This is a genomic window from Burkholderia guangdongensis (assembly GCF_013403875.1).
Lineage (GTDB): Bacteria > Pseudomonadota > Gammaproteobacteria > Burkholderiales > Burkholderiaceae > Burkholderia > Burkholderia guangdongensis.
On the sequence record NZ_JACBNX010000007.1, the window covers coordinates 29,991 to 49,563 of the forward strand.

15 protein-coding genes are annotated in these 19,573 nt (G+C 63.2%); 8 read left to right on the plus strand and 7 right to left on the minus strand.

What is annotated here, in order from left to right; genetic code table 11:
• Positions 1-11 precede the first annotated feature (11 nt).
• Positions 12-1,496, plus strand: a complete 1,485-nt coding sequence (locus HZI36_RS08675; RefSeq protein WP_179402237.1) for a M81 family metallopeptidase — start codon at positions 12-14, stop codon at positions 1,494-1,496.
• A gap of 108 nt (positions 1,497-1,604) precedes the next feature.
• Here HZI36_RS08675 and HZI36_RS08680 read toward each other — a convergent pair whose 3' ends face one another.
• Positions 1,605-2,393 carry an alpha/beta hydrolase gene (locus HZI36_RS08680; RefSeq protein WP_179402238.1) on the minus strand — a complete coding sequence of 263 codons (789 nt, stop codon included), beginning with the start codon at positions 2,391-2,393 and terminating at the stop codon, positions 1,605-1,607.
• A 140-nt stretch (positions 2,394-2,533) separates the two neighbouring features.
• Between HZI36_RS08680 and HZI36_RS08685 the strand changes: the two genes are divergently transcribed.
• Positions 2,534-2,788 (plus strand): hypothetical protein, encoded by a 255-nt coding sequence (locus HZI36_RS08685; RefSeq protein ID WP_179402239.1) that lies wholly within the window; start codon positions 2,534-2,536, stop codon positions 2,786-2,788.
• Between the two features lie 25 nt (positions 2,789-2,813).
• Here the strand turns inward: HZI36_RS08685 and tssE are convergent, their stop codons facing one another.
• From tssE to tssK, 6 genes are all read right to left on the minus strand, one after another.
• The gene (gene tssE / locus HZI36_RS08690) at positions 2,814-3,263 is read right to left on the minus strand and encodes a type VI secretion system baseplate subunit TssE (RefSeq protein WP_179402240.1); all 450 of its coding nucleotides are present in this window, start codon (positions 3,261-3,263) and stop codon (positions 2,814-2,816) included.
• A gap of 13 nt (positions 3,264-3,276) precedes the next feature.
• Positions 3,277-5,982, minus strand: a complete 2,706-nt coding sequence (gene tssH / locus HZI36_RS08695; RefSeq protein ID WP_179402241.1) for a type VI secretion system ATPase TssH — start codon at positions 5,980-5,982, stop codon at positions 3,277-3,279.
• Positions 5,983-6,000: 18 nt separating this feature from the next.
• Positions 6,001-6,486 (minus strand): Hcp family type VI secretion system effector, encoded by a 486-nt coding sequence (locus HZI36_RS08700; protein ID WP_179402242.1) that lies wholly within the window; start codon positions 6,484-6,486, stop codon positions 6,001-6,003.
• A 95-nt stretch (positions 6,487-6,581) separates the two neighbouring features.
• Positions 6,582-8,261, minus strand: a complete 1,680-nt coding sequence (locus tag HZI36_RS08705) for an OmpA family protein (protein WP_425485209.1) — start codon at positions 8,259-8,261, stop codon at positions 6,582-6,584.
• A gap of 38 nt (positions 8,262-8,299) precedes the next feature.
• Complete coding sequence (locus HZI36_RS08710) at positions 8,300-9,040, minus strand: DotU family type IV/VI secretion system protein (protein ID WP_179402244.1); 741 nt, start codon at positions 9,038-9,040, stop codon at positions 8,300-8,302.
• Entirely contained in the window at positions 9,037-10,389 is a 1,353-nt protein-coding gene (gene tssK / locus HZI36_RS08715; protein ID WP_179402245.1) for a type VI secretion system baseplate subunit TssK, read from the minus strand. The genes HZI36_RS08710 and tssK overlap by 4 nt, the downstream gene beginning before the upstream one ends.
• A 587-nt stretch (positions 10,390-10,976) precedes the next feature.
• Between tssK and tssB the strand changes: the two genes are divergently transcribed.
• The 6 genes from tssB (at position 10,977) to HZI36_RS08745 (ending at position 19,548) form a co-directional block, all read left to right on the plus strand.
• Positions 10,977-11,489 carry a type VI secretion system contractile sheath small subunit gene (tssB, locus tag HZI36_RS08720; RefSeq protein WP_179402246.1) on the plus strand — a complete coding sequence of 171 codons (513 nt, stop codon included), beginning with the start codon at positions 10,977-10,979 and terminating at the stop codon, positions 11,487-11,489.
• Between the two features lie 73 nt (positions 11,490-11,562).
• Positions 11,563-13,095, plus strand: a complete 1,533-nt coding sequence (gene tssC, locus HZI36_RS08725; RefSeq protein WP_179402247.1) for a type VI secretion system contractile sheath large subunit — start codon at positions 11,563-11,565, stop codon at positions 13,093-13,095.
• A gap of 88 nt (positions 13,096-13,183) precedes the next feature.
• Positions 13,184-15,535 carry a type VI secretion system Vgr family protein gene (locus HZI36_RS08730; RefSeq protein ID WP_179402248.1) on the plus strand — a complete coding sequence of 784 codons (2,352 nt, stop codon included), beginning with the start codon at positions 13,184-13,186 and terminating at the stop codon, positions 15,533-15,535.
• Positions 15,535-16,515: a DUF4123 domain-containing protein gene (locus tag HZI36_RS08735; RefSeq protein WP_179402249.1), complete on the plus strand. Its 981-nt coding sequence runs from the start codon at positions 15,535-15,537 to the stop codon at positions 16,513-16,515. Before HZI36_RS08730 ends, HZI36_RS08735 begins: the two co-directional genes overlap by 1 nt.
• Before the next feature lie 2 nt (positions 16,516-16,517).
• Positions 16,518-17,315 (plus strand): DUF3304 domain-containing protein, encoded by a 798-nt coding sequence (locus HZI36_RS08740; protein ID WP_179402250.1) that lies wholly within the window; start codon positions 16,518-16,520, stop codon positions 17,313-17,315.
• A complete protein-coding gene (locus HZI36_RS08745) occupies positions 17,308-19,548 on the plus strand; it encodes a DUF2235 domain-containing protein (RefSeq protein ID WP_179402251.1) in 2,241 nt (746 codons plus the stop codon). The genes HZI36_RS08740 and HZI36_RS08745 overlap by 8 nt, the downstream gene beginning before the upstream one ends.
• The last annotated feature ends 25 nt before the right edge of the window (positions 19,549-19,573 follow it).

The following is a 19,573-nucleotide window of genomic DNA, read 5'->3' on the forward strand; positions in this document are numbered from 1 at the left end:
GAATCCGCTCGATGAAAATCCTGATCGCCCGCATGTGTCACGAGACCAACACGTTCTCTCCGGTCGCGACGCCGCTCGCGTCGTTCGGCCTCGACGGCCCGGACTACGGCGAGCAAGCGTATCGCGCGAACAAGGGGATGCGCACCGCGATGAGCGCGTTCATCGACGCGGCGGAGCGCGAAGGCGCCGAGATCGTGACGCCGATCTCGGCGGTTGCGTATCCGAGCGGACCGGTCGCGGCCGATGCGTACGACGCGATCTGCGACACGATCGTCGCGGCCGCGCCGGGCTGCGACGCGGTGATGCTCGATCTGCACGGCGCGATGGTCGCCGAGCAGACGCCGGACGGCGAAGGCGATCTGCTCGCGCGCGTGCGGGCGGCATTGCCCGATGCGCCGATCGCGGTCGCGCTCGATCTGCACGGCAACGTCACGCAAAAGATGATCGATCACGCGGACGTGATCGTCAGCTTCAAGACCTATCCGCACATCGACATGTACGAGACCGGCGAGCACGCGGCGCGGCTGCTGCTCGAGCGCATTCACGGCCGCGCGCGGCCGGTGCTCGCATGGCGCCGGCCGCCGCTGATGACGTCGACGCTCCACAGCGCGACGGCCGAGGGCGCGATGCGGCGTGCGGTCGACGCCGCGCGCGCGGCCGAGGCCGACGGGATGCTCGCGGTGTCGATCCTCGCGGGGTTCTCGCTCGCGGACATCCCGGCGCCGTGCATCAGCGTCGTGGTGGTCGGCGACGGCGATGCGGCCGCGGCCGATGCGGTCGCCGAGCGGATCGCGCGGCAGATCTGGGACGATCGCGGCGACTTCGTCTATCCCAGCGCGCCGCTCGCCGAATCGGTCGCGCAAGCGGCGGCGCTCGCGCGCGGCGCGGACAAGCCGGTGCTGATGCTCGATCACGGCGACAACTGCATGTCCGGCGGCACATGCGACACGATGGATCTGCTCGAGGAAGCGCTCGCGCAGGGGCTAGACGGGATCGTCGGCGGGCCGCTGTGCGATCCGGAGGCAGTCGCCGCGCTGATCGCGGCGGGCGTCGGCGCGACGGCGACCGTGAAGCTCGGCAACAAGCAGCCGTCGCACGGCGGCGCGCAGCGTGCACCGTTCGACGCGACCGGCATCGTGCGCGCGATCACCGACGGCGAATACGTGATCAGCGGGCCGACCTACACGGGCGAGCGCGTCGGCATGGGGCGCGCGGCGGTGCTCGACATCGGACGCGCGACGCTCGTCGTCACCGAGCGCACGCACGAGCCGTGGGATCTGGGCGTGTTCGAGAGCGTCGGCATCGATCCGCGGCGCGCGCGCTTTCTGTGGCTGAAGTCGCGGATGTACTGCCGCCCGGTGTTCGTGCCGATCGCGTCGGCGCTCGTCGAATGCGACAGCCGAGGCATGACTGGCTCCGACTACGCGCTGTTCCATTTCGAGCGCGTCGCGCGGCCGGTCTATCCGCTCGACGCGCAGACGACCTGGAGCGCGTGACGCGCGGCGGCGATGCGCGATCGATCGGCGGTCGCGTGACGCATGCCCGATAAGCGAATCGGGCGCGATTCGAGATCAATGCGTGATCAATGCGCGATCAATGCGCGATCAATGCGCGCTGGCGGTGAGCCAACCGTGAATCGCATCGAGCACGTGCTGCTCGATGCCGAGATAGCCGTGCGGCGACTGCGCGCCGCATTCGGCGCGCGCGGTGCCGCCGCCGGCTGTGCTCGACACCGCGATGAAATCGAAATGGTTCGCGTCGGCGACCCGCTTCGCCGCATCGAACGGCGCGACGGCGCAGCCGTCGTGCTCGTTCGACAGCACGAGCACGCGCGCGCTATTACCGTCCCAGCTCAGCCCGGACAGGCCGGCCTGCCCGCCTTTCGCGATCGTGACGGGCGACGTCAGCACGTACGCGTCGGCGAGCGCGGGCGTGCGCTTCAGCACGTTGCCGACCGTGATCGTGCCGCGGCTCGTGCCGACGAGCACGATCTTCGACGACGGATAGCGCTTGCGCAGCTCGGCGACCGTCGCGGCGACGTCCTGCTGCGCGGCCTCGCTGAGGCGGAACACGTCGTTCATGCCGCCGGACTGGTCGGACGGCGCATCGAACAGCACGGCGGCATCGCCGGTGTTCGTCCAGTACGGGGCGGTGCGCACGAGGAAATTGCCGCCCATCCGGACGGCGCCGCCGCCGTTGATCCCGAGCGCGCCGTCGCCGCCGGCGAACAGCACGACGACCCACGGCGGGTTCTGCGACGCCGCGTCGACGTAGATATTTTCGGTGATGCCGTCGCGGCTCGGGATCGTCAGCAGTCCGGCCGCGTGCGCGGCTGCCGGTAGCGAAAGGGCGGCGAGCAGCGTCGCGGCTGCGGCAAGCGTGGCGGTTTTCATCGTGGTCTCTTCGTCGTGGGCGGTTTTCTGGCGGCGGGGCAAAGCGGTGCCGCTGAAATTATAGGCATGCTGAATTCGGCGGTGGACTGCTCTATGCTGTATTCAATCGCCGCATTCATTCACGACCGACGGGAGATCGCATGGAATCGACCGACAGGAAAATCTGGTTCCGGGCCAAGCGCTACGGTTGGGGATGGGGGCTGCCGGTTGCGTGGCAGGGGTGGGTGGTCCTGTTCGTGTACGCGCTTGGCATCGCCGCGATTGTCACGTGGCTGCCGCCCGAGAAATCACCGGGCGCGTTTGGGATCGGCGTGCTCGCGTTGTCCGTGGTTCTCGTCGCGATTTGCTGGATGAAAGGCGAAAAGCCGAAGTGGCGGTGGGGCGGCGACGAGTAGAAGCGACTCATGCTGCCTATTCCCATCAGAAACCCCGACTCGCGTGCGCGTCTTCCTTTTCCTTGATCCTCCTTGTCACCCGCATCCGACCCGGCGGCTCGAAGTACGTGCCGAATCGCACGAGCCCGGCCTTCTTCAGATGGCACGTCATCTCGAAGCTCACGAGCACGCCCGGGTCGTCGTTCTCGAGGATCTCGACGTCGATCGAATGGATGCGCGGCTCGTATTTCAGCAGCGTCGCTTCCATCTGCTCCTTGAGCATGTGCGCGGAGGCCGGCAGCGCCTTGTAGATGTTCGTCAGGTCCGGCAGGCCGTAGTCGGGCAGATGCTTGAGCGCGCCGGCGCGCGCGTTCAGAATGCGCCGCACGTTCTGCTGCACGCTCAGGCATTCCAGTGTCCGGTCGTCGTACGCATCGAGCGGTTCGCCGCCGATCTGCCCGAGCAGCATGTCGTAAAGGGAAGGGCCTGCCGGCACGGTGTCGCTCCAGTTACGCGGTGATTGGCGCAGGCGCCTGATTGCCGGCGACCGCCTCGTCGCGATCGACGAAGTCGATCGTCAGGTTGCCTTCGGCGGAACTCGCGAGCGAGATCCTGGCCGGTGCGTGGCCGGCCGCCATGCGCGCCAGCAGTTCGCGGGACACGGTGGGCAGGATACGCTGATCGAGGAACGCATCGACATTGCGTGCGCCGGATTCGCGGGCGAGGCAAAGCTCGGCCATCGCGCCGATCAGCGAGTCGTCGCATGTGAGCTCGACGTCATGCTGCCTGCGCAGGCGGTCAGCGACCTTCGCGAGCTTGAGACGCACGATCGACGCCAGCGCGGTTGCGTCGAGCGGCCGGTAGACCAGCGTCCGGAAGCGCGCGAGCAGGGCAGGCTGGAAGTGCGACACCAGTTGCGGATGAATGGCCCGGAGCAGGTCGGCTTGCGACATTTCGGCATCGTTGGCCGTCGCTTCGTCGATCCGGACGCTACCGAGGTTGGACGTCATCAGGATCACGCAATGGCGGAAATCGATCTTGCGCCCCTCGCCGTCGCGCATCATCCCGCGGTCGAACACCTGATAGAACAGGTCGAGTACGTCGCGGTGCGCCTTTTCGACTTCGTCGAGCAGCACGACGCCGTACGGTCGTTGCCGCACGGCTTCGGTCAGGATGCCGCCGCGGCCGTAGCCGACGTAGCCTGGCGGCGACCCCTTCAATTGTGAGACCGTGTGCGCTTCCTGATACTCCGACATGTTGATCGTCGTGAGCGCGGCTTCACCGCCGAAAAGCAGGTCGGCCAGCGCCAGCGCGGTTTCGGTCTTGCCGACCCCCGATGGTCCCGCGAGCAGGAAGACGCCGAGCGGTGCATGCTCGTTCTTCAGACCGGCCTTCGCGGTGCGCAGACTCTCGGCGAGCGAAGCGAGCGCATCGTCCTGTGCGACCACGCGCGTGGCGAGCCGGGCTTCGAGTGCGAGCAAGCTCTGCAGTTCATCCTCAACCAGATTGCCGACCGGCACGCCGGTCCACTCGGCAACCACGCGCGCGACCGCTTGTGCATCGACGTCGGCGAAGATCAGCGGCGTCTTGCCCTGCGCGCTGGCGAGCGCGTGGCGCGCGCGCGCCAGCGAGGCGTCGTCGCGCGCGGATGGATCGATGCAGCGTTGTTCATGCAGCGCCTGAACGAGCTTGAGTTCATGCTCGTAGCGCGTCCGCAGATCGGCCAGCGCTGCCTTCGCGTTCGCGAGCGCTGCGTCAAGTTCGGCACGGCGCGCTGCTGCGTCCTCGATACCGGCTTGCTGATCGTCTTCAAGCGTTTCGACCTCCAGTTCCAGCGCGCAGACCTCGGCCCGGGCGCGCTGCAGCTCCGCCGGCGGCGATTCCAGGCCCATGCGCACGCGTGCCGCGGCCGTGTCGATCAGGTCGACCGCCTTGTCCGGCAACTGCCGTGCGGGAATATAGCGGCGCGAGAGCCTGACGGCGGCGACGAGCGCCTCGTCCCGGATGTGGACGTCGTGGTATGTCGCATACCGGCTCTTGAGCCCGCGCAACATCAGGCACGCCGCGTCGTCGTCGGGCTCGTCGACCTTGATGATCTGGAAGCGGCGCTCGAGCGCGGCGTCGCGCTCGAAGAATTCCTTGTACTCGGACCAGGTAGTGGCCGCGATCGTGCGCAACTCGCCGCGCGCGAGCGCGGGCTTGAGCAGGTTGGCGGCGTCGGCGCCACCGGCGGTGTTGCCCGCGCCGATCAGCGTGTGGGCTTCGTCGATGAACAGCAGGATCGGCACGGGCGAAGCCTGTACCTCGTCGATGACGTTCTTCAGGCGCTGCTCGAATTCGCCCTTGACGCCGGCGCCGGCCTGCAGCAAACCCAGGTCCAGCGTGAGGATGCGCACATCGCGAATCACATTCGGCACGCTCCGTTCGGCGACGCGCAGCGCGAGACCCTCGACGAGCGCGGTTTTGCCGACACCGGGCTCGCCAACCAGGATCGGATTGTTCTTGCGCCGCCGGGCGAGCACGTCGACCATCTGCTGGATCTCGCGATCGCGGCCGAACACAGGATCGATGTCGCCACGACGGGCCTTGTCGGTCAGATCGATCGCGAAGGGGGCCAGCGCGTCGCCCGCGGTCGTCCGTCGGGGCGCTTGCGATTCCAAAGCCGTGGGCGCGGCCGCCGGCGCATCGCCCGGCGTCAACACGACTGACTTGCCGGCATCCGCTTCGGGTTCTTCGGAGGCGTTTTCGCAGGAGCGATGAGCGAGACGCGGCAGGAGCCGCTCGATCTGTGCGCTGCTGATCGACAGCAGCGACCATGCATGCTGCGCGCGCAGCACGTGCGGAGCATCGACGATTGCCTGCAACAGATTGCCCGACCGGATGGACGCGTCCTTCCCGTCCGGCGACGCGCGAAACCACGCATCCTGAAGCACGGTCGCCAGTTGTGGCGAGAGAGCCGGCTTGCCGCGCAGATTGCGGGGCAGGTGCTCGATCACGGCGATCAGCGCATCCCAGGCCGCGTCGACGTCGATCCCGTAGTGCCGCAGGATCGCCGGAATATCGCCGTCGCCCGCTTCGATCAGCTTCAACAGCCAGTGCTCGACGGTGATCTCGTCCGAAAGTCGTCCGTGGCATAGGCTCGCGGCCGCCTCGAGCGTTTTCGCGCAGTGCGGATCGAGCCGACGGAGCAGGTGGGTGGTGTTTCGAAGAGTCATGATGGAGTGGTCTGGATATCACGAGCGCTCGTTCCACGTATCCTTGTGGATGATGTTGCCGTCCTTGTAGGACCAGGTGATCGTCTCGTAGCGCAGTTCGATGTTCTCGAGATGGTTGTGCTTCTCGTAGTCCGGATTCTTGATGTCGTGCATCACCGGATTCACCGCGACAATCTTGACGTTGTCGAGCCGCGTGTTGAAGTATTCCTTTTCCTTGCCCGCGTCGTCGATCTTGTACCACTTGATTTCGACGCACTTGAGGGTCTGGCCGGTCGTTACCGCTTTATAGAGGTACGGCGTCGATGCATCGGTTTCCTTCGTCAGCGTGATCGGCTTGTGAATGCGCGTGCCGGTCAGCTTGCCGGTGTTGCCATCGGTCGGGATGTGCACGCCGTGACCGAATTCGACGAGCTCGACGCTGCCTTCACGGCCCTGAACGGTCACCGAACCCTTGATGTCGGCGCCGCCATCGTCCTTGAGCCACATGTAAGCCGGAATGGCCATCTTTCACTCCATTTTCGTACTACGACAATCGCCCGGAGCCAGCCGCCGAGCTTCAGAATCCCGAAGCGGATGGCTTCGGGGGTTAAAACCGTTCGTTACTTCCTCGCGTCAGGAACCAGCGTGATCTCCACTCGCCGGTTTCTGGCGCGCCCGTCGGGTGTGTCGTTACGCGCGATCGCCCGGGTATCGCCGTATCCCTGAATCGCAAACCGCGTCGCCGGCATACCGGACGCCTCGATCAGCCAGTCGCGCACGGCTTCCGCGCGCGCCGTCGAAAGCGCGAGGTTGCTATCGGGATGGCCGACGTTGTCGGTGTATCCCGCGACGAGAATCCGCTTGTCCGGATGCGCGTTGATCATGTCGAGCGCATCGACCATCGCACGCGTCGAGCCGGGCTTCAGCTGCGCGCGGCCGCTGTCGAACAGCGACATGCTGTCGAGCGTGACGACCGCGGGCGGTAGGGGCGGCGGCACATAGGACGCAATCGCGTCGTTGAGCGCCGGCATCAGCCGCACGCCCCGGTACATGCCGAACGACAGGCGCAGCGGAACACCCGTGCGCGCATACCGGTCGAGCTGGTCGCGATCGGCGACGAGCGCCTGCAACGCGTCGCGCTTGGCGGCATCGTGCGCGGCGGGGATCATCGAGTAGCGGCTGAGATCCGCGCCGATACGCGTGAGCAGCGCCTCGTTGTTCTTCGCGGCGCCCCAGAATGCAACGGCGGCCGCACAGGCCAGCAAGGCCAGAGCATGGGCAAGGGCAGTCCGGCGCGCGGACATCCAGTGCCGGCGGGGCATCGCTTCGATCAACGGCTGTGGCAGCGGCCACGGCAACGGCGAGGCGCTGGCATCCGCGCGCATCACTCGGGTCTGCATCTCGACATCACGCTCCCACGGGCTTCCTGATCCGCTCGCGGGGCCGCAATCGATCCAGCCGGTGCCGAACAGCGCCCAGGGCGTAGCCGGATGCCGCCGGTCCGAGAGCGCGCCGAGCACGACCCGCTGCGTCCATCCGATGATCGACGCGAGGGCCGCGGCACGGACCGCCGTGATCTGATCCCCGGCCGCGCGCTGCACCTCGTTCTGGGCAGCACGGATCATCGGTTTGAAACGGTCAGCGTCTGCCAGGCGAGTCGCGGAGGACACGCCGTACCATTGCGGCACGGCGAGACCGACAGGGCCGGTCGTGAGCCGCTGGTAGACCGCGACATACCCCGGCAGTCGCGCGCCAAGCAGGCGGGCGCCATCGGCGACCGCCTGTCGCACGAAGCGCAGTTGCTGCGTCAGCATGTCCGTTCCCGTGTGCAGGGCGGGCGCGACCGTTAGCACGACGCCGTCCGGCGCACGTCCATCGTGCCACTGCGTGACCGCCACGGCGAGTCGCGGCAGATCCTGTACCCGATCGACGCGCAGCCAGATCCCGCCGTCGCCGACGTGCGCATGCCGTACTTCCCCAGCCCGGTCGAACAGCGCAGACAGGCCGTCGCCGGTTACCAGCACGAGCGGCATTCGCGTGCGCAGCTTCACGGGGATGTCGGCCGTCGCCGCGCCCAGTGCAGTCAGCGCGTGCGCGCTCTGCTCACGCGCGCGGAAAAGTTGGCGAGTGCGCCACCCGACGAGCGCGATGGCCACGATTCCGACGCTCGCCGTGAGCGTCCAGACCGCGACACGGCCGAACGGCAGCACGAGCCAGATCACCGCGAGCGCCAGCGCGGTCGCGAACACGGTCATGACGGGATATGGGTGGCCCAACGCCTCGTGAGCATGATCGGGCATCGGCGCTGACGCAGTAGAAAGGACGGGGACGTCGGACTTCACGGTTGAACGACCTTTGCCGGCACGAGATGCTCGACCTGCATGTCGAGCCCAGCGGCCCAGGCACCCCATACGATCGCTGCGGCAACGCAGCCGATACCTGCGATCGCCCAAGGCGAAAGACGATAAAACCAGTCGGAAAGCCGACGTTCGGCACGATCGGCGTTGAACGGCTGCTCCCGCGACGGACGCAGCCTGTCCAACTGGGCATCCAGCGAGCGGATCAGTGCGGCGCGCTTCGCTTCGCCCTCGCGCGCGTAACGGGCGTATCGGCCGACGAAGCCGCACCCGAGGACGGCCGAATAGCACTCGAGCAGGTCGACCTGCGGCGGCGTCTCACGCATGCGTGCTTCGAGCCGGTCGAACACGCGCTCGCCGGCGTCGTGCAGGTTGAATTGCTCGACCTGCAACGGCTTCAGGGCCCATCCGGACCGGCTGTCAGTCGGCAGATACCGCAGCGCCGTTTCGTCCAGCAGGCCGCACTGTGCGACCAGCGCCTCGTTGCGCACGTCTTCCGGATAACCCCGTCGCTCCAGCGCGAGCGAGAAACTGTCGATGAGCTGCCGGCAGTGCTTGCGCAATGCGCCCGCATCACGCGTCTGCCCACCCGGCGCAAGCGTCGTGACGAGCAGCGCCGTGTTGCTCAGCAGGTCGCGAATACCGTCGCCAGATACGCGGCCGGCGCCCGTCGCCCCCTGCAAGAGGGCAGCTTCGTGTCGGTTGGGAGTCACGGCGTTCATGCGCGCAGCACCGCGTAGAGTTCGAGCGATGCGTCGGGCACTGACGCCGGCAGGTAGATCTGACAGGCGCGCGAGGCGAGCATCCGGGCGTGCGCCGGATCGTTCGAATCGAGCGCGAAATACTGGTTGTCGAGCCGCACCGGAATCGCGGCCGGCACGCGCTGCACCGCATTGAGCGGAATGCCTGGCAGCGCGGAATTGACGATGTGCTCGACGTCGTCCGGCGCGCCGATCTTGCAGAGCTTGGGGAACTGCTCGACGAGCTCGAAGGCGGACATCGGCGCATTGACCGACAGGTACCAGTCGACCGCATCGTCGACGATACGGGTGTCGAGGAACTGCCCGGTCCACGTTGTCGGCGTCTGGCGCGTGAGGCCGATCGACACGACCCGCGATGGAATGATCGCGTCGAGCAGATCGCGGATCGTCGACTCGAGTTTCGCGAACACCTCGTCGGCTCGACCATGGTCGTAGGCTGGAATGTCCGTGAGCTGCGCGGCAGTCGAGAAGGTCATTAGCGCGCTGGCCAACTGCGCGAGCGTGGCGTACAGATGCTCCGGCGAACGGCTCGGGTGCGTGGCAAACAGTCGCAGTTGCGGCCACGCCGCATGGATGCAGTGAAGCAGCCAAAACAGCTGCACGTCGGCCACACCGTATTCGACGACCCGCTCGATGCGCTCGCTGCGGCACGCGCCGAGCGCGAGGCTCTTTGCATGCAGGATGTCGGCCAGGCGATTGATCCGCTCAAGGTGGAGTGGGTGGCTGCCAAGCGTCAGGCACGGCGGCACGAACCGGTGATCGATCTGGAACTGGCCGCTGGTCGCACGGGTGAGCCGTGCGATCACGCAGTCCGTGTCGTCCGCATGCGACTCGAAGTCGAGCAGCAGTCGCACCGCGTGGCGTTCGGCCGCGATCTCGGTCTCGCCGGTTCCGTTCAGGTCCGTAACCGTAACGAATTCGCGGTATGAGCGGCGAGGGCGCGCACGCGTGGCCTCGTCGAAGCGGCAGTTGTTGCCGTTGGCATCCGGCAGCGCGAGCGCGGCGAGCACGACGACGCTCTGCCGATCGGCCGGCACGCCTTGCGTCAGATCGCGAGCGGGCGGCAGCGCATCGGCGATGGACGTATCGATCGGGGTGCCGTCCGGAAATCGCAACTTGAGTCGGGTGAGCTTCAAGCGTCCCGTTACCAGTGCTTCCTCGTCGATCTCAACGCCAAGTGTGCCCCACGGCTGAGCGAGTGCCGCCGAGGCGAGTTGATGTAGCGCAAATTCGCCCCAGCGCTGCTGCTGCTGGAAATGCTGCTGCGTCAGGATGAGCCCCTCGTGGAACAGCGGTTTGTCGATCCGCATAAGTGTGGTCTGTTTGTTCGTTATCGGTGCAAGGTCGTAAACCTATACACGATATTCATCGGTCGGCGCAATAAAAAAGTAATTTGGATTGCTAAATTAAATATTAATAATGGATGTTGATATCAAATTTATATTGACGAATTTCTTGATATTTGGATTGTTGAGATTGTGGCGTGGGGAGGATTTTCGAGATAGCGGAGAAGTCGCACATCAACCCCGCCGACAGTACCTAAGGGACGGGGTTGGAGATGATCTCAAGGCAAGATCTCCTGCTACGTGACGACAAAGCGTGTAAAAGTAGAAATAAGAAGACAGCAAATCTCAAAATAAATAATTATGAAATTTAACATTTGATTAACTTTCTAATGTGATTCGGATGTGCAACACGCTTTGACGAGTGTCGGGTTTACCATGTATAAGTGCCGTTCGCTTTCGCCGTACGAACGGAGGCCACCCGATGAAATATCGATCGGGATGCGCTGCGAATCATGTGTTTCGCCCACATGCGCAATGTGTCGAATGGGTTGGAATCGTGCCGGATGCGTTGTGCGCGTGCTCCGTGATTGGCTTTAAAAAAAGGATTACGAATGGATAGCTTTCAGAGAGAAATTCCGAAAAGTCGCGTTTCGATCACGCTGGATCTGCATACGGGTGGCGCCCAGAAGAAGGTCGAACTGCCGTTGAAGCTGCTCGTTGCGGGCGACTTCAGCGCGGGCCGGGAACAGGCGCCGCTGGCCGAGCGCAAGAAGATCAACATCGACAAGAACAACTTCGATGCGGTCCTGGCGGACTATGCGCCCGATCTGAAGGTCGCCGCGGAAAATATGCTGGCGGGCGATGGCTCGGAGCTGCCGGTGAACCTCTCGTTCCGCTCGATGAAGGACTTCGAGCCGGAACAGGTCGCCCGCCAGATTCCGGAACTGCAGGCGATGCTGGCGATGCGCAATCTGATGCGCGATTTGAAGAGCAACCTGCTCGACAACGGCACGTTCCGCCGTGAGTTCGAGAAGGTTCTGAAGGATAAGCGCCTGTCCGACAAGCTGCGCGGCGAACTGGCGCAGATCGCCACCGCGGCGACGCAGCAGGAAGGCCACGCCTGAGCGCGGCGGGCCCGAGCGTGCCTTTACCGCATTCCGCAACCAGATAGCGTTACAAACGCAGACAGGATAAGAAATGAAACAGAACGAATCCCGTCAGGGCGCAGCCGAGACCGTTGTGCTCGAGAACGAAAGCGTCTACGCCGCGCTGTGCAACAAGATCAACCTGAAGCCGGTCGCCGAGGCGCGGCCACTTGCAGCGTTTCGCGATAACGATACGCTGTCGGAGGCATCGGCCGACGAACGCGTCGCCCGTGGCATGGACGCGCTGCTCAACCTGATCGCGAAGGAAAGCAAACCGGTCGACCGCCTGGACAAGTCGCTGCTCGACTTCCATATCGGCCAGCTCGACCGGCAGATCAGCCGTCAGCTCGACGCCGTCATGCACACGCCGGAGTTTCAGGCGCTCGAAGGCCGTTGGCGCGGTCTGAAGATGCTTGTCTCGCGCACGGACTTCCGCAAGAACGCGAGGATCGAGGTGCTCGACGTGTCGAAAGACGCGCTGCAGCGCGACTTCGAGGATTCGCCCGAGCTGATCCAGAGCGGGCTGTACCGCCTCACGTACATCGAGGAGTACGACACGCCAGGCGGTCAGCCGATCAGCGCAATGATCAGCGACTTCGAATTCGCGAATTCGCCGCACGACGTCGCGTTGTTGCGCAACATCTCGAAGGTCGCGGCCGCCGCGCACATGCCGTTCATCGGTTCGGTGGGCGCCGCGTTCTTCGGCAAGCACTCGATGGAGGAAGTCGCCGCGATCCAGGACATCGGCAACTACTTCGACCGCGCCGAATACATCAAATGGAAGAGCTTCCGCGACACGGACGATGCGCGCTACGTCGGCCTGACGATGCCGCGCGTGCTGGGTCGCCTGCCTTACGGCAAGGACACGACGCCCGTGCGCGCCTTCAACTACGAAGAAGCGGTGAAGGGTCCGGACCACGACAAGTACCTGTGGGTCAACGCGTCGTTCGCCTTTGCGGCCAACATGGTGCGCAGCTTCGTGCAAAACGGCTGGTGCGTGCAGATCCGTGGCCCGCAGGCGGGCGGCAGGGTCGAGGACCTGCCGGTGCATCTGTATGACCTCGGCACCGGCGTGCAGCCGAAGATCCCGACCGAGGTGCTGATTCCGGAGACGCGCGAATTCGAATTCGCGAATCTCGGCTTCATCCCGTTGTCGTTCTACAAGAACCACGACTTCGCGTGCTTCTTCTCGGCCAGCTCGACACAGAAGCCGGCGCTGTACGAAACCAGGGAAGCGACGGCCAATAGCCGCATCAACGCGCGCCTGCCGTACATCTTCCTGCTGTCGCGCATCGCACACTACCTGAAGCTGATCCAGCGCGAGAACATCGGCACGACCAAGGACCGGCGACTGCTCGAGCTCGAGCTGAATAGCTGGATCAAGGCTCTGGTGACCGAAATGAAGGATCCAGGTGACGAGCTGCAGGCCTCGCACCCGCTACGCGACGCCAAGGTGACCGTCGAGGACATCGAAGACAACCCGGGCTTCTTCCGCATCAAGCTCTTCATCATTCCGCACTTCCAGGTCGAAGGGATGGACATCGGGCTGTCTCTGGTGTCGCAGATGCCCAAGGCGAAGAACTGATCCGACATCGGTTCAGCGCATCCGCCGGGGTCATGGAGGCCCCGGCGTCGCCATTCGTTTTCCTCGCTCGCTCAACGGAGTTTTCCGCATGTCGTCGATCCTGCCTACCCAGGCCTACGAGTTGAAGCTCGCGCCGCATCCGGCGCCGTTCTCCGTGCTCAAGTTCAGCGGCCGGGATGCCGTGAGCGAGCTGTATCACCACGACATCGAGTTCACCAGTCCGACGGCCGGTATCCCGATGGACCAGGTGGTCGGCCGACCCGCGAAATTCATCATTACCCCGGTTGATCCAAACATGGACTATCTGCGCCGGATGTTTGGCGAGAACGCGGAAAAGTTCAGCAAGATGCCGCCCACGCACACGATCCACGGCATCATCACGGCATTCGACGAGTTCGCAACGTCGGCCGACCAGACGCGCTACCGGGTCCGGCTCGAGCCGGTACTTGCCGACCTGAACCGGGGCGTCACGAGCCGGCTGTTCCAGAAACAGTCGGTCGAGGAGATCATCACCGACACGCTGCGGCACTATGGCTATCGGGCGGGTGTCGACTTTGTGTTCCAGTTGCGCGGCCAATACAAGCGACACGAATACGTTACTCAATATCATGAGACAACGTTTGCCTTCATCCAGCGCCTCTGTGCGCAGGAGGGCATCTGGTTCCGCTGGGAGCAGAGGAAGGATCACGCCGTGATCGTGTTCGGCGACGATCTCGATGCGTACGCGCGCAAGCAGCGCACGGTCCCGTACCGGCGTGACTCGGGGCTTGAGAGTTCCGGTACCGATTCGATCAAGACGCTCGAGAAGCGGACCCGGCGCGTGCCTGAAGCGGTGCGCTTGCACGACTACAACCACCGTCAGGCGGGCGTATCGCTCCTCGTCGAGGAAAACGCCGCGCGCGCCGACAAGTCGACGAACGGGGTCGACTACTGCTGGGGGGAGCATTACGAGACGCCCGAGGAGGGCAAGCAGATCGCCCGTCGGCGCCACGAGGCATATCTGGCGAACCAGATCACCTTCGAGGGCACCGGCAATCCGTTCTGGCTGGAGGCGGGCGAGGTCATGCGCGTCGACCCGAACCCGTCCGACGCGAAGCACGGGATCTTTGTCACCGCGGTTGAATCGAGTGGTGGCCGTGGCGAATCGTATTGGGTGACCTTCGAGGGGATTCCGTCGGACCGGGTCTGGCGTACGCCGATCGCCTCGATCAAGCGACCGGCCATCGACGGCATCCTGCCGGCACGCATTATGTCGCCGGGCGACTACCAATACGCGTACTTGACCGAGCAGGGCTGGTACGTGATCAAGCTGCCGTTCGACCTCGATGAGTGGAGTCCGGGCGGCACGAGCCGGCCGGTGCGGTTTGCAAAGCCGTACAGCGGCGACAACTACGGTCACCACTTCCCCCTGATCGACGGGGCGGAAGTCGCCATCATCTTTACCGATGGTCATCCGGACAGGCCCGTGATCATCGGGGCCATGCATGACAGCCTGCATCCGGACCTCGTCAACAACCTGAATCACACACGAAATCTCATCGTAACGGCTGCGGGCAATACGCAGCGGATGGAGGACAAGGGAGGCGTCGAGCACGTCCACCTGATGACGCCGTTTCAGGGCAGCGAGCTCAATCTCGGGCACATGGTCGATGAGAACCGCAAGGAACGAGGGCAAGGCGCCGAATTGCGCACCGACGGTCACCTGGCTGCGCGCGGGCCAAAGGGCATGTTGCTCAGCACCGAAGCCCGGATCGGCGCGTCGGGCCACCAACTCGACATGAAGGGGGCCCAGGAGCAGTTGCAGCGGGCGATTGATCGCATGGATTCTTTGACCAAGGCTGTGCAGGCAGCGGAAGCCACGGTAGCCGAATTGAAAAAGCAGAAAGCGCTTTATGCGGAAGCACTCGACGGTCTGAAGCGGGCCGCAATTCTCATGAGTGCTCCGTCTGGTATCGGACTTACGTCGGGTGAGCATCTGCAGGTCAACGCCGACCAGAACCTCATTGCCACTGCGGGTGGAAACTTCGACGTCGGGATCATGCGGAACTTTACCGTCGCGGCCGGTCGACAGGTGTCACTCTTCGCACAGGCGCAAGGAGTGAGGGTCATTGCGGCCAAGCAGGATGTTGTCGTCCAGGCTCGGACGGGCGCGGTGGCCCTGTCGGCATCGAAGGACATGCACTTGCGCAGTGTCGAAGGCTCGATCGTCGCGGCGTCGCGCGGCGCGCTGACGCTGACCAGCGGCGGAGCCTATATCAAGATCGACGGCGGTAACATCGAACTGGGTTGCCCGGGCGATATCACGCTTAAGTGCGGTAACTTTCACTGGACCGGCCCCGGCAATCTGTCGATTCCCTTGCCGGCGATGCCGATTGGACCGTGCAAGGAATGCCTGCTGGATGCCCACCGAGGTGTGGAAGCGATGACGGAGGTCGCGTAATGCCTGACCTGGTCAGACCGGCTTCGGCTCAGGACGTTGAGTCTGCCTGGGAACAGTGGCGCGAGCGTCTGCTGGCGCAGTTTGAAATACTGTCCGACGAGGAACAGCGAGTACAACTCTACGTCCTTGTTGATTCTCGGGCCAATCCCGGCGTAGACAAGCTTTTGCTTCAGGTGCCGGGTCTTGCATGGGTTTCTCTTTGGCAGGACTCGGTACTTGAATCCTATACGGATATTGCGCCGTATCTGATTCAGATCGATCGGACCTCCCTCAGCGATCCGCGCGATCTCCAGAGCCGGCTGGTCAGGCGCCTCTGGAAAGAAGCACGCGATTTGCACATGCTGACGTGGATCTGGTCACCGCTGACACTGGAGTCTTTGGGTTCGCACTTTCGGCACTACTGCAGATACACAACCCAAGACAAGCGCGCGTTCTTTCTGCACTTCTATGACAATCGCATCCTGGAGCGCTTGCGCGCGGTCTGGGCCGCGGAGCAGGCACGTGCGTTCCTGTCGCCGTGTGTAGAGGCCTGGTACCGCAATCGAGACCTGAACGAGGTCGTCTGGCGAGACGACGCTGCTGCCGGGGTTGCCGCTATCCCTGACGAGCAATGTCTGACGGTCGAACAACATACGAACCTGCTCCAGCTCGGCCGGGCCGATAAGCTGGCGATGCAGTTGCGAGAAATGTATGGCGCGATCCTCGACAGCGTATCGGACACGACACTGTTTCACCGCGTGTCTGAACAGCTTGGACGTGCCGCACGATACCGCATTGCCGACGACGAGGATCTCTTGAACTATGTTTCCAAGGGACTTGTAATTTCGCCGTGGTTTGACGAACACCCGCTCATCCAGGAGCGACTAACACGCGCGATGCAAGGTGAGACGACTTACCGCGATGCCTTGACCGGTATCGATCGTGAGGTACTGCACCAAGCTTCTCGCATGCATGAACAACCCAATTCACAAGCGAGCTAGACATGATGTTCGTGACCAAACGGATACTCCTCCTGCTAACGGTGTTGGCACTGGTTGGCTGCGACGCGTTTTCCTCTGAGCCGACCTATAGCGGAATTAGCGTGGAAGGGATGAATTACACCCCGTTCAATCTCACCCGATTCGTGATTCACGACAAGTACGGCAACACCGCCAGTGGTGGCGGGGATCTCATGCCCGGTGCTGGCGAGGGCCGGCTCAGCTGTTGCTACAAGTTGAAAGGGACAGACTTCACTGTCGATTGGGAAATTTACGATGCTGATGAAGCTGTCAAAAATATTTATGCGCCCATCAAGAAAATTCGCAAAACAACACAGGTGCATTTCCCCAAGACGAAAGTATCCGGTGGTGCCGGGGATGTGGTGTTGGCCGTGCACTTCTACCCGGATTATCACATTGAGTTTGAATTTAGGAATGACCTGAGCGGTAGCCGAATCGATTACTCGGCGGTCGATTACTGGTTCCAAACCAAATATGGGAAGGTGGCCAACCCTGACGTTTCCGAGGAGTTCGCGGCGTTCAGGAGAACCGCGCGCGTCGCGGCGCAAGGCTGGCTGAAATACCGGCTGACTGACTCGGCAGACCTGGAGCAATACGTGTACTACACGCTGCTCATCAACCCGGAGTTTGACGAGCATGCGGCCGTGCAACGCATCCTCCAGGAAACGAAGGGGACGCCCGGTGCATTCGGCGCAGCGATGCGGAAACTGCCCGATACCGTGGTTCAGGAAATTAAGAGTAACCGTTTTGACCATCAGCGGATAGGAGCCGAACATGGCTGATCCGATTCAACTCGATCCTGCTGACCAAACGCCCCGTGGGGTGCTGGCTGCAATCGGCGAAAACCGCAAGGCGTATCCCAGCGACACATGCATTCCATGCGGAGCAGTGGTCCATATCGGTTTCTTCTTCGACGGTTTTGGTCGTCACCGCGATCATGATGATCCTGCAACGTCGCGATACTCGAATATCTGCCGCCTGTGGGAAGCGCATCGAGACAACAAAGATAAGTGGCGAGAGAAAACACCAAACCAGTTCTGGTATCCGTTCTATTACTCTGGCCTTGGTACCGACCTGAACAAAGACGCTAGGGAAGGAGTGGTGACGTCGGCGATCCTGAAGGTCGGCAAGGAGGCCACCAAGGCTGCAGGGAAAAAGGCGGTCGATATTGGGAAGAAAGTGGCCGGCGTCGACCGTCTTTCAGTCAAACCGGAAAGCGCTCTTACTGATGGTGTGAAGAAGGGGCTTGAGGACTTTTCCTATCGTCCGGTCGTCAAGTCCTTTAATGACTTGGTCGATAAGGTCACGTCCGCGCCGAAGAATGTCGGCCGCGTCCTGACATTGGAAAGCGATGATCGCTGGGTGCGACGGGGGCGGGCAGCGGCGCGCGCGATTCTTTACGACGCGAAAAAGAACCCGCTGAAAGTGGGTTGGGATGTTGCCAAGGAGGTATTTGTCGGCGTCGCACTCGATTCAATTCCGTGGTGCCGCGACAACCGCGCGGTGGCGCGCCTGTTTGGAACCGGCGTGGAGGATCGCGTCGCCGCTGCGAAGACGCAGTTCGAAAAGGCCATCGAAGACACGAAGTTGAAGATGCCGAAGATCCAGCGGATTCAGGTCTCCATCTTCGGCGCTGACCGAGGTGGCGTGCTTGCGCGGGCGCTGGCAAACGAACTGACGGAGAAGTACAAGCATCCGAGTGGAGCGAAGCTCGCCCATGTCGATCCGAAGGATCCGAACCACACGGCCGTACCGATCGAGATCAAGTTCCTTGGCCTGCTCGATGCCGTGTCGTCGCTGATGGACGAGAACAAGGTGCTGGGCATGGTGCCGGTTCTCAACATGTTCAAGCAGAACTACGGCGACCAGAAACTCGCCGTGCCGGAGTCGGTCGAGCGGTGTGTGCATTTCGCCGCCGCTCACGAACTGCGCTTCTACCAGCGCCTCGACAACCTTGAGCAAACACGGGGCGTTCAGTACCTCTATCCGGGGACCAGCGAGGACATTACCGGCGGAGCGCCGGCCGGTACGCTGGGCGCCCGTGCCGAATTGCAGCGGGTGGTGCTGCGGGACATGTTGAATGAAGCGATCTCGCACGGGGTGAAGCTCGACACGATGGAAGATATGGCGGTCCCTAAGCCCGATACTTTCCAAAAATTCACGTTGGCCCACCCGATCTCCGACGGCAAAACGACGTACAAGATTGGAGAGTTGATCGAAGCGTATCGGGAGATCGTTCCCTACGTTGCCCGACTGAATTTCCTCGAGCACATGCAGGTGTTCCTGCGCTGGATGGCGGTGCGATATCGGTCTCCCGAGTTCCGTTCAACCGTGACAAGCCGCTTCAATACCCTGGATGCACAGCATCGCGCACTGTTGAAGGAAAGCAAAGACGCCGAGGCCGCTTACATCGCCGTCAGAAATCAGACCCCACCTGCGGACAGTGCAACACTCGCCAAGGCACAGGCACGTTGGCAGAACTCGATCATGCCCGAGATGGCTTCCGGTCGCGACGCGGGCATCGAAAAGCGCCGCCCTTCCGAGGGAATATGGGAGCGCATCCAGCGCGAATCTCAGGACATGATGAGCCGCGCGTCCAAACAGGCTGGTTTGCGGGAGTCTGCCAACAAGATGCAGGGCATGGCTCAGAGCAGTGATCTGCCTTGGGATGCGGACCCGGACTTCAGCGCCGGCGTGATACAGGCAATGATGATGTCGCCCGATCAGGAGACGCTCACCGAGGCATGGAAAATGGGCATGAACGGATCCAATCCGCTCCCGCCCAAGGTCATGGCGCTGTTCGATATGCTGGTTCACGACACGATGCTGACGAGCTGGCACGACCATTTGCTGTCGTCGAACCTCTACTTCCAGAAACGCGCAACCGATACGTTCGGCGTGAGCGACTACGTCAAGGAGGAAAAGCGGAGCAAACGCGACGAAAAAGCCGCGGAGCGCAGCAGGCAGATTGGCGATGCCATGACGCCAGCCCCCCGGATACCGGGTCGTCTTTGAGCGCATCTGAACTACGCACCTTCAT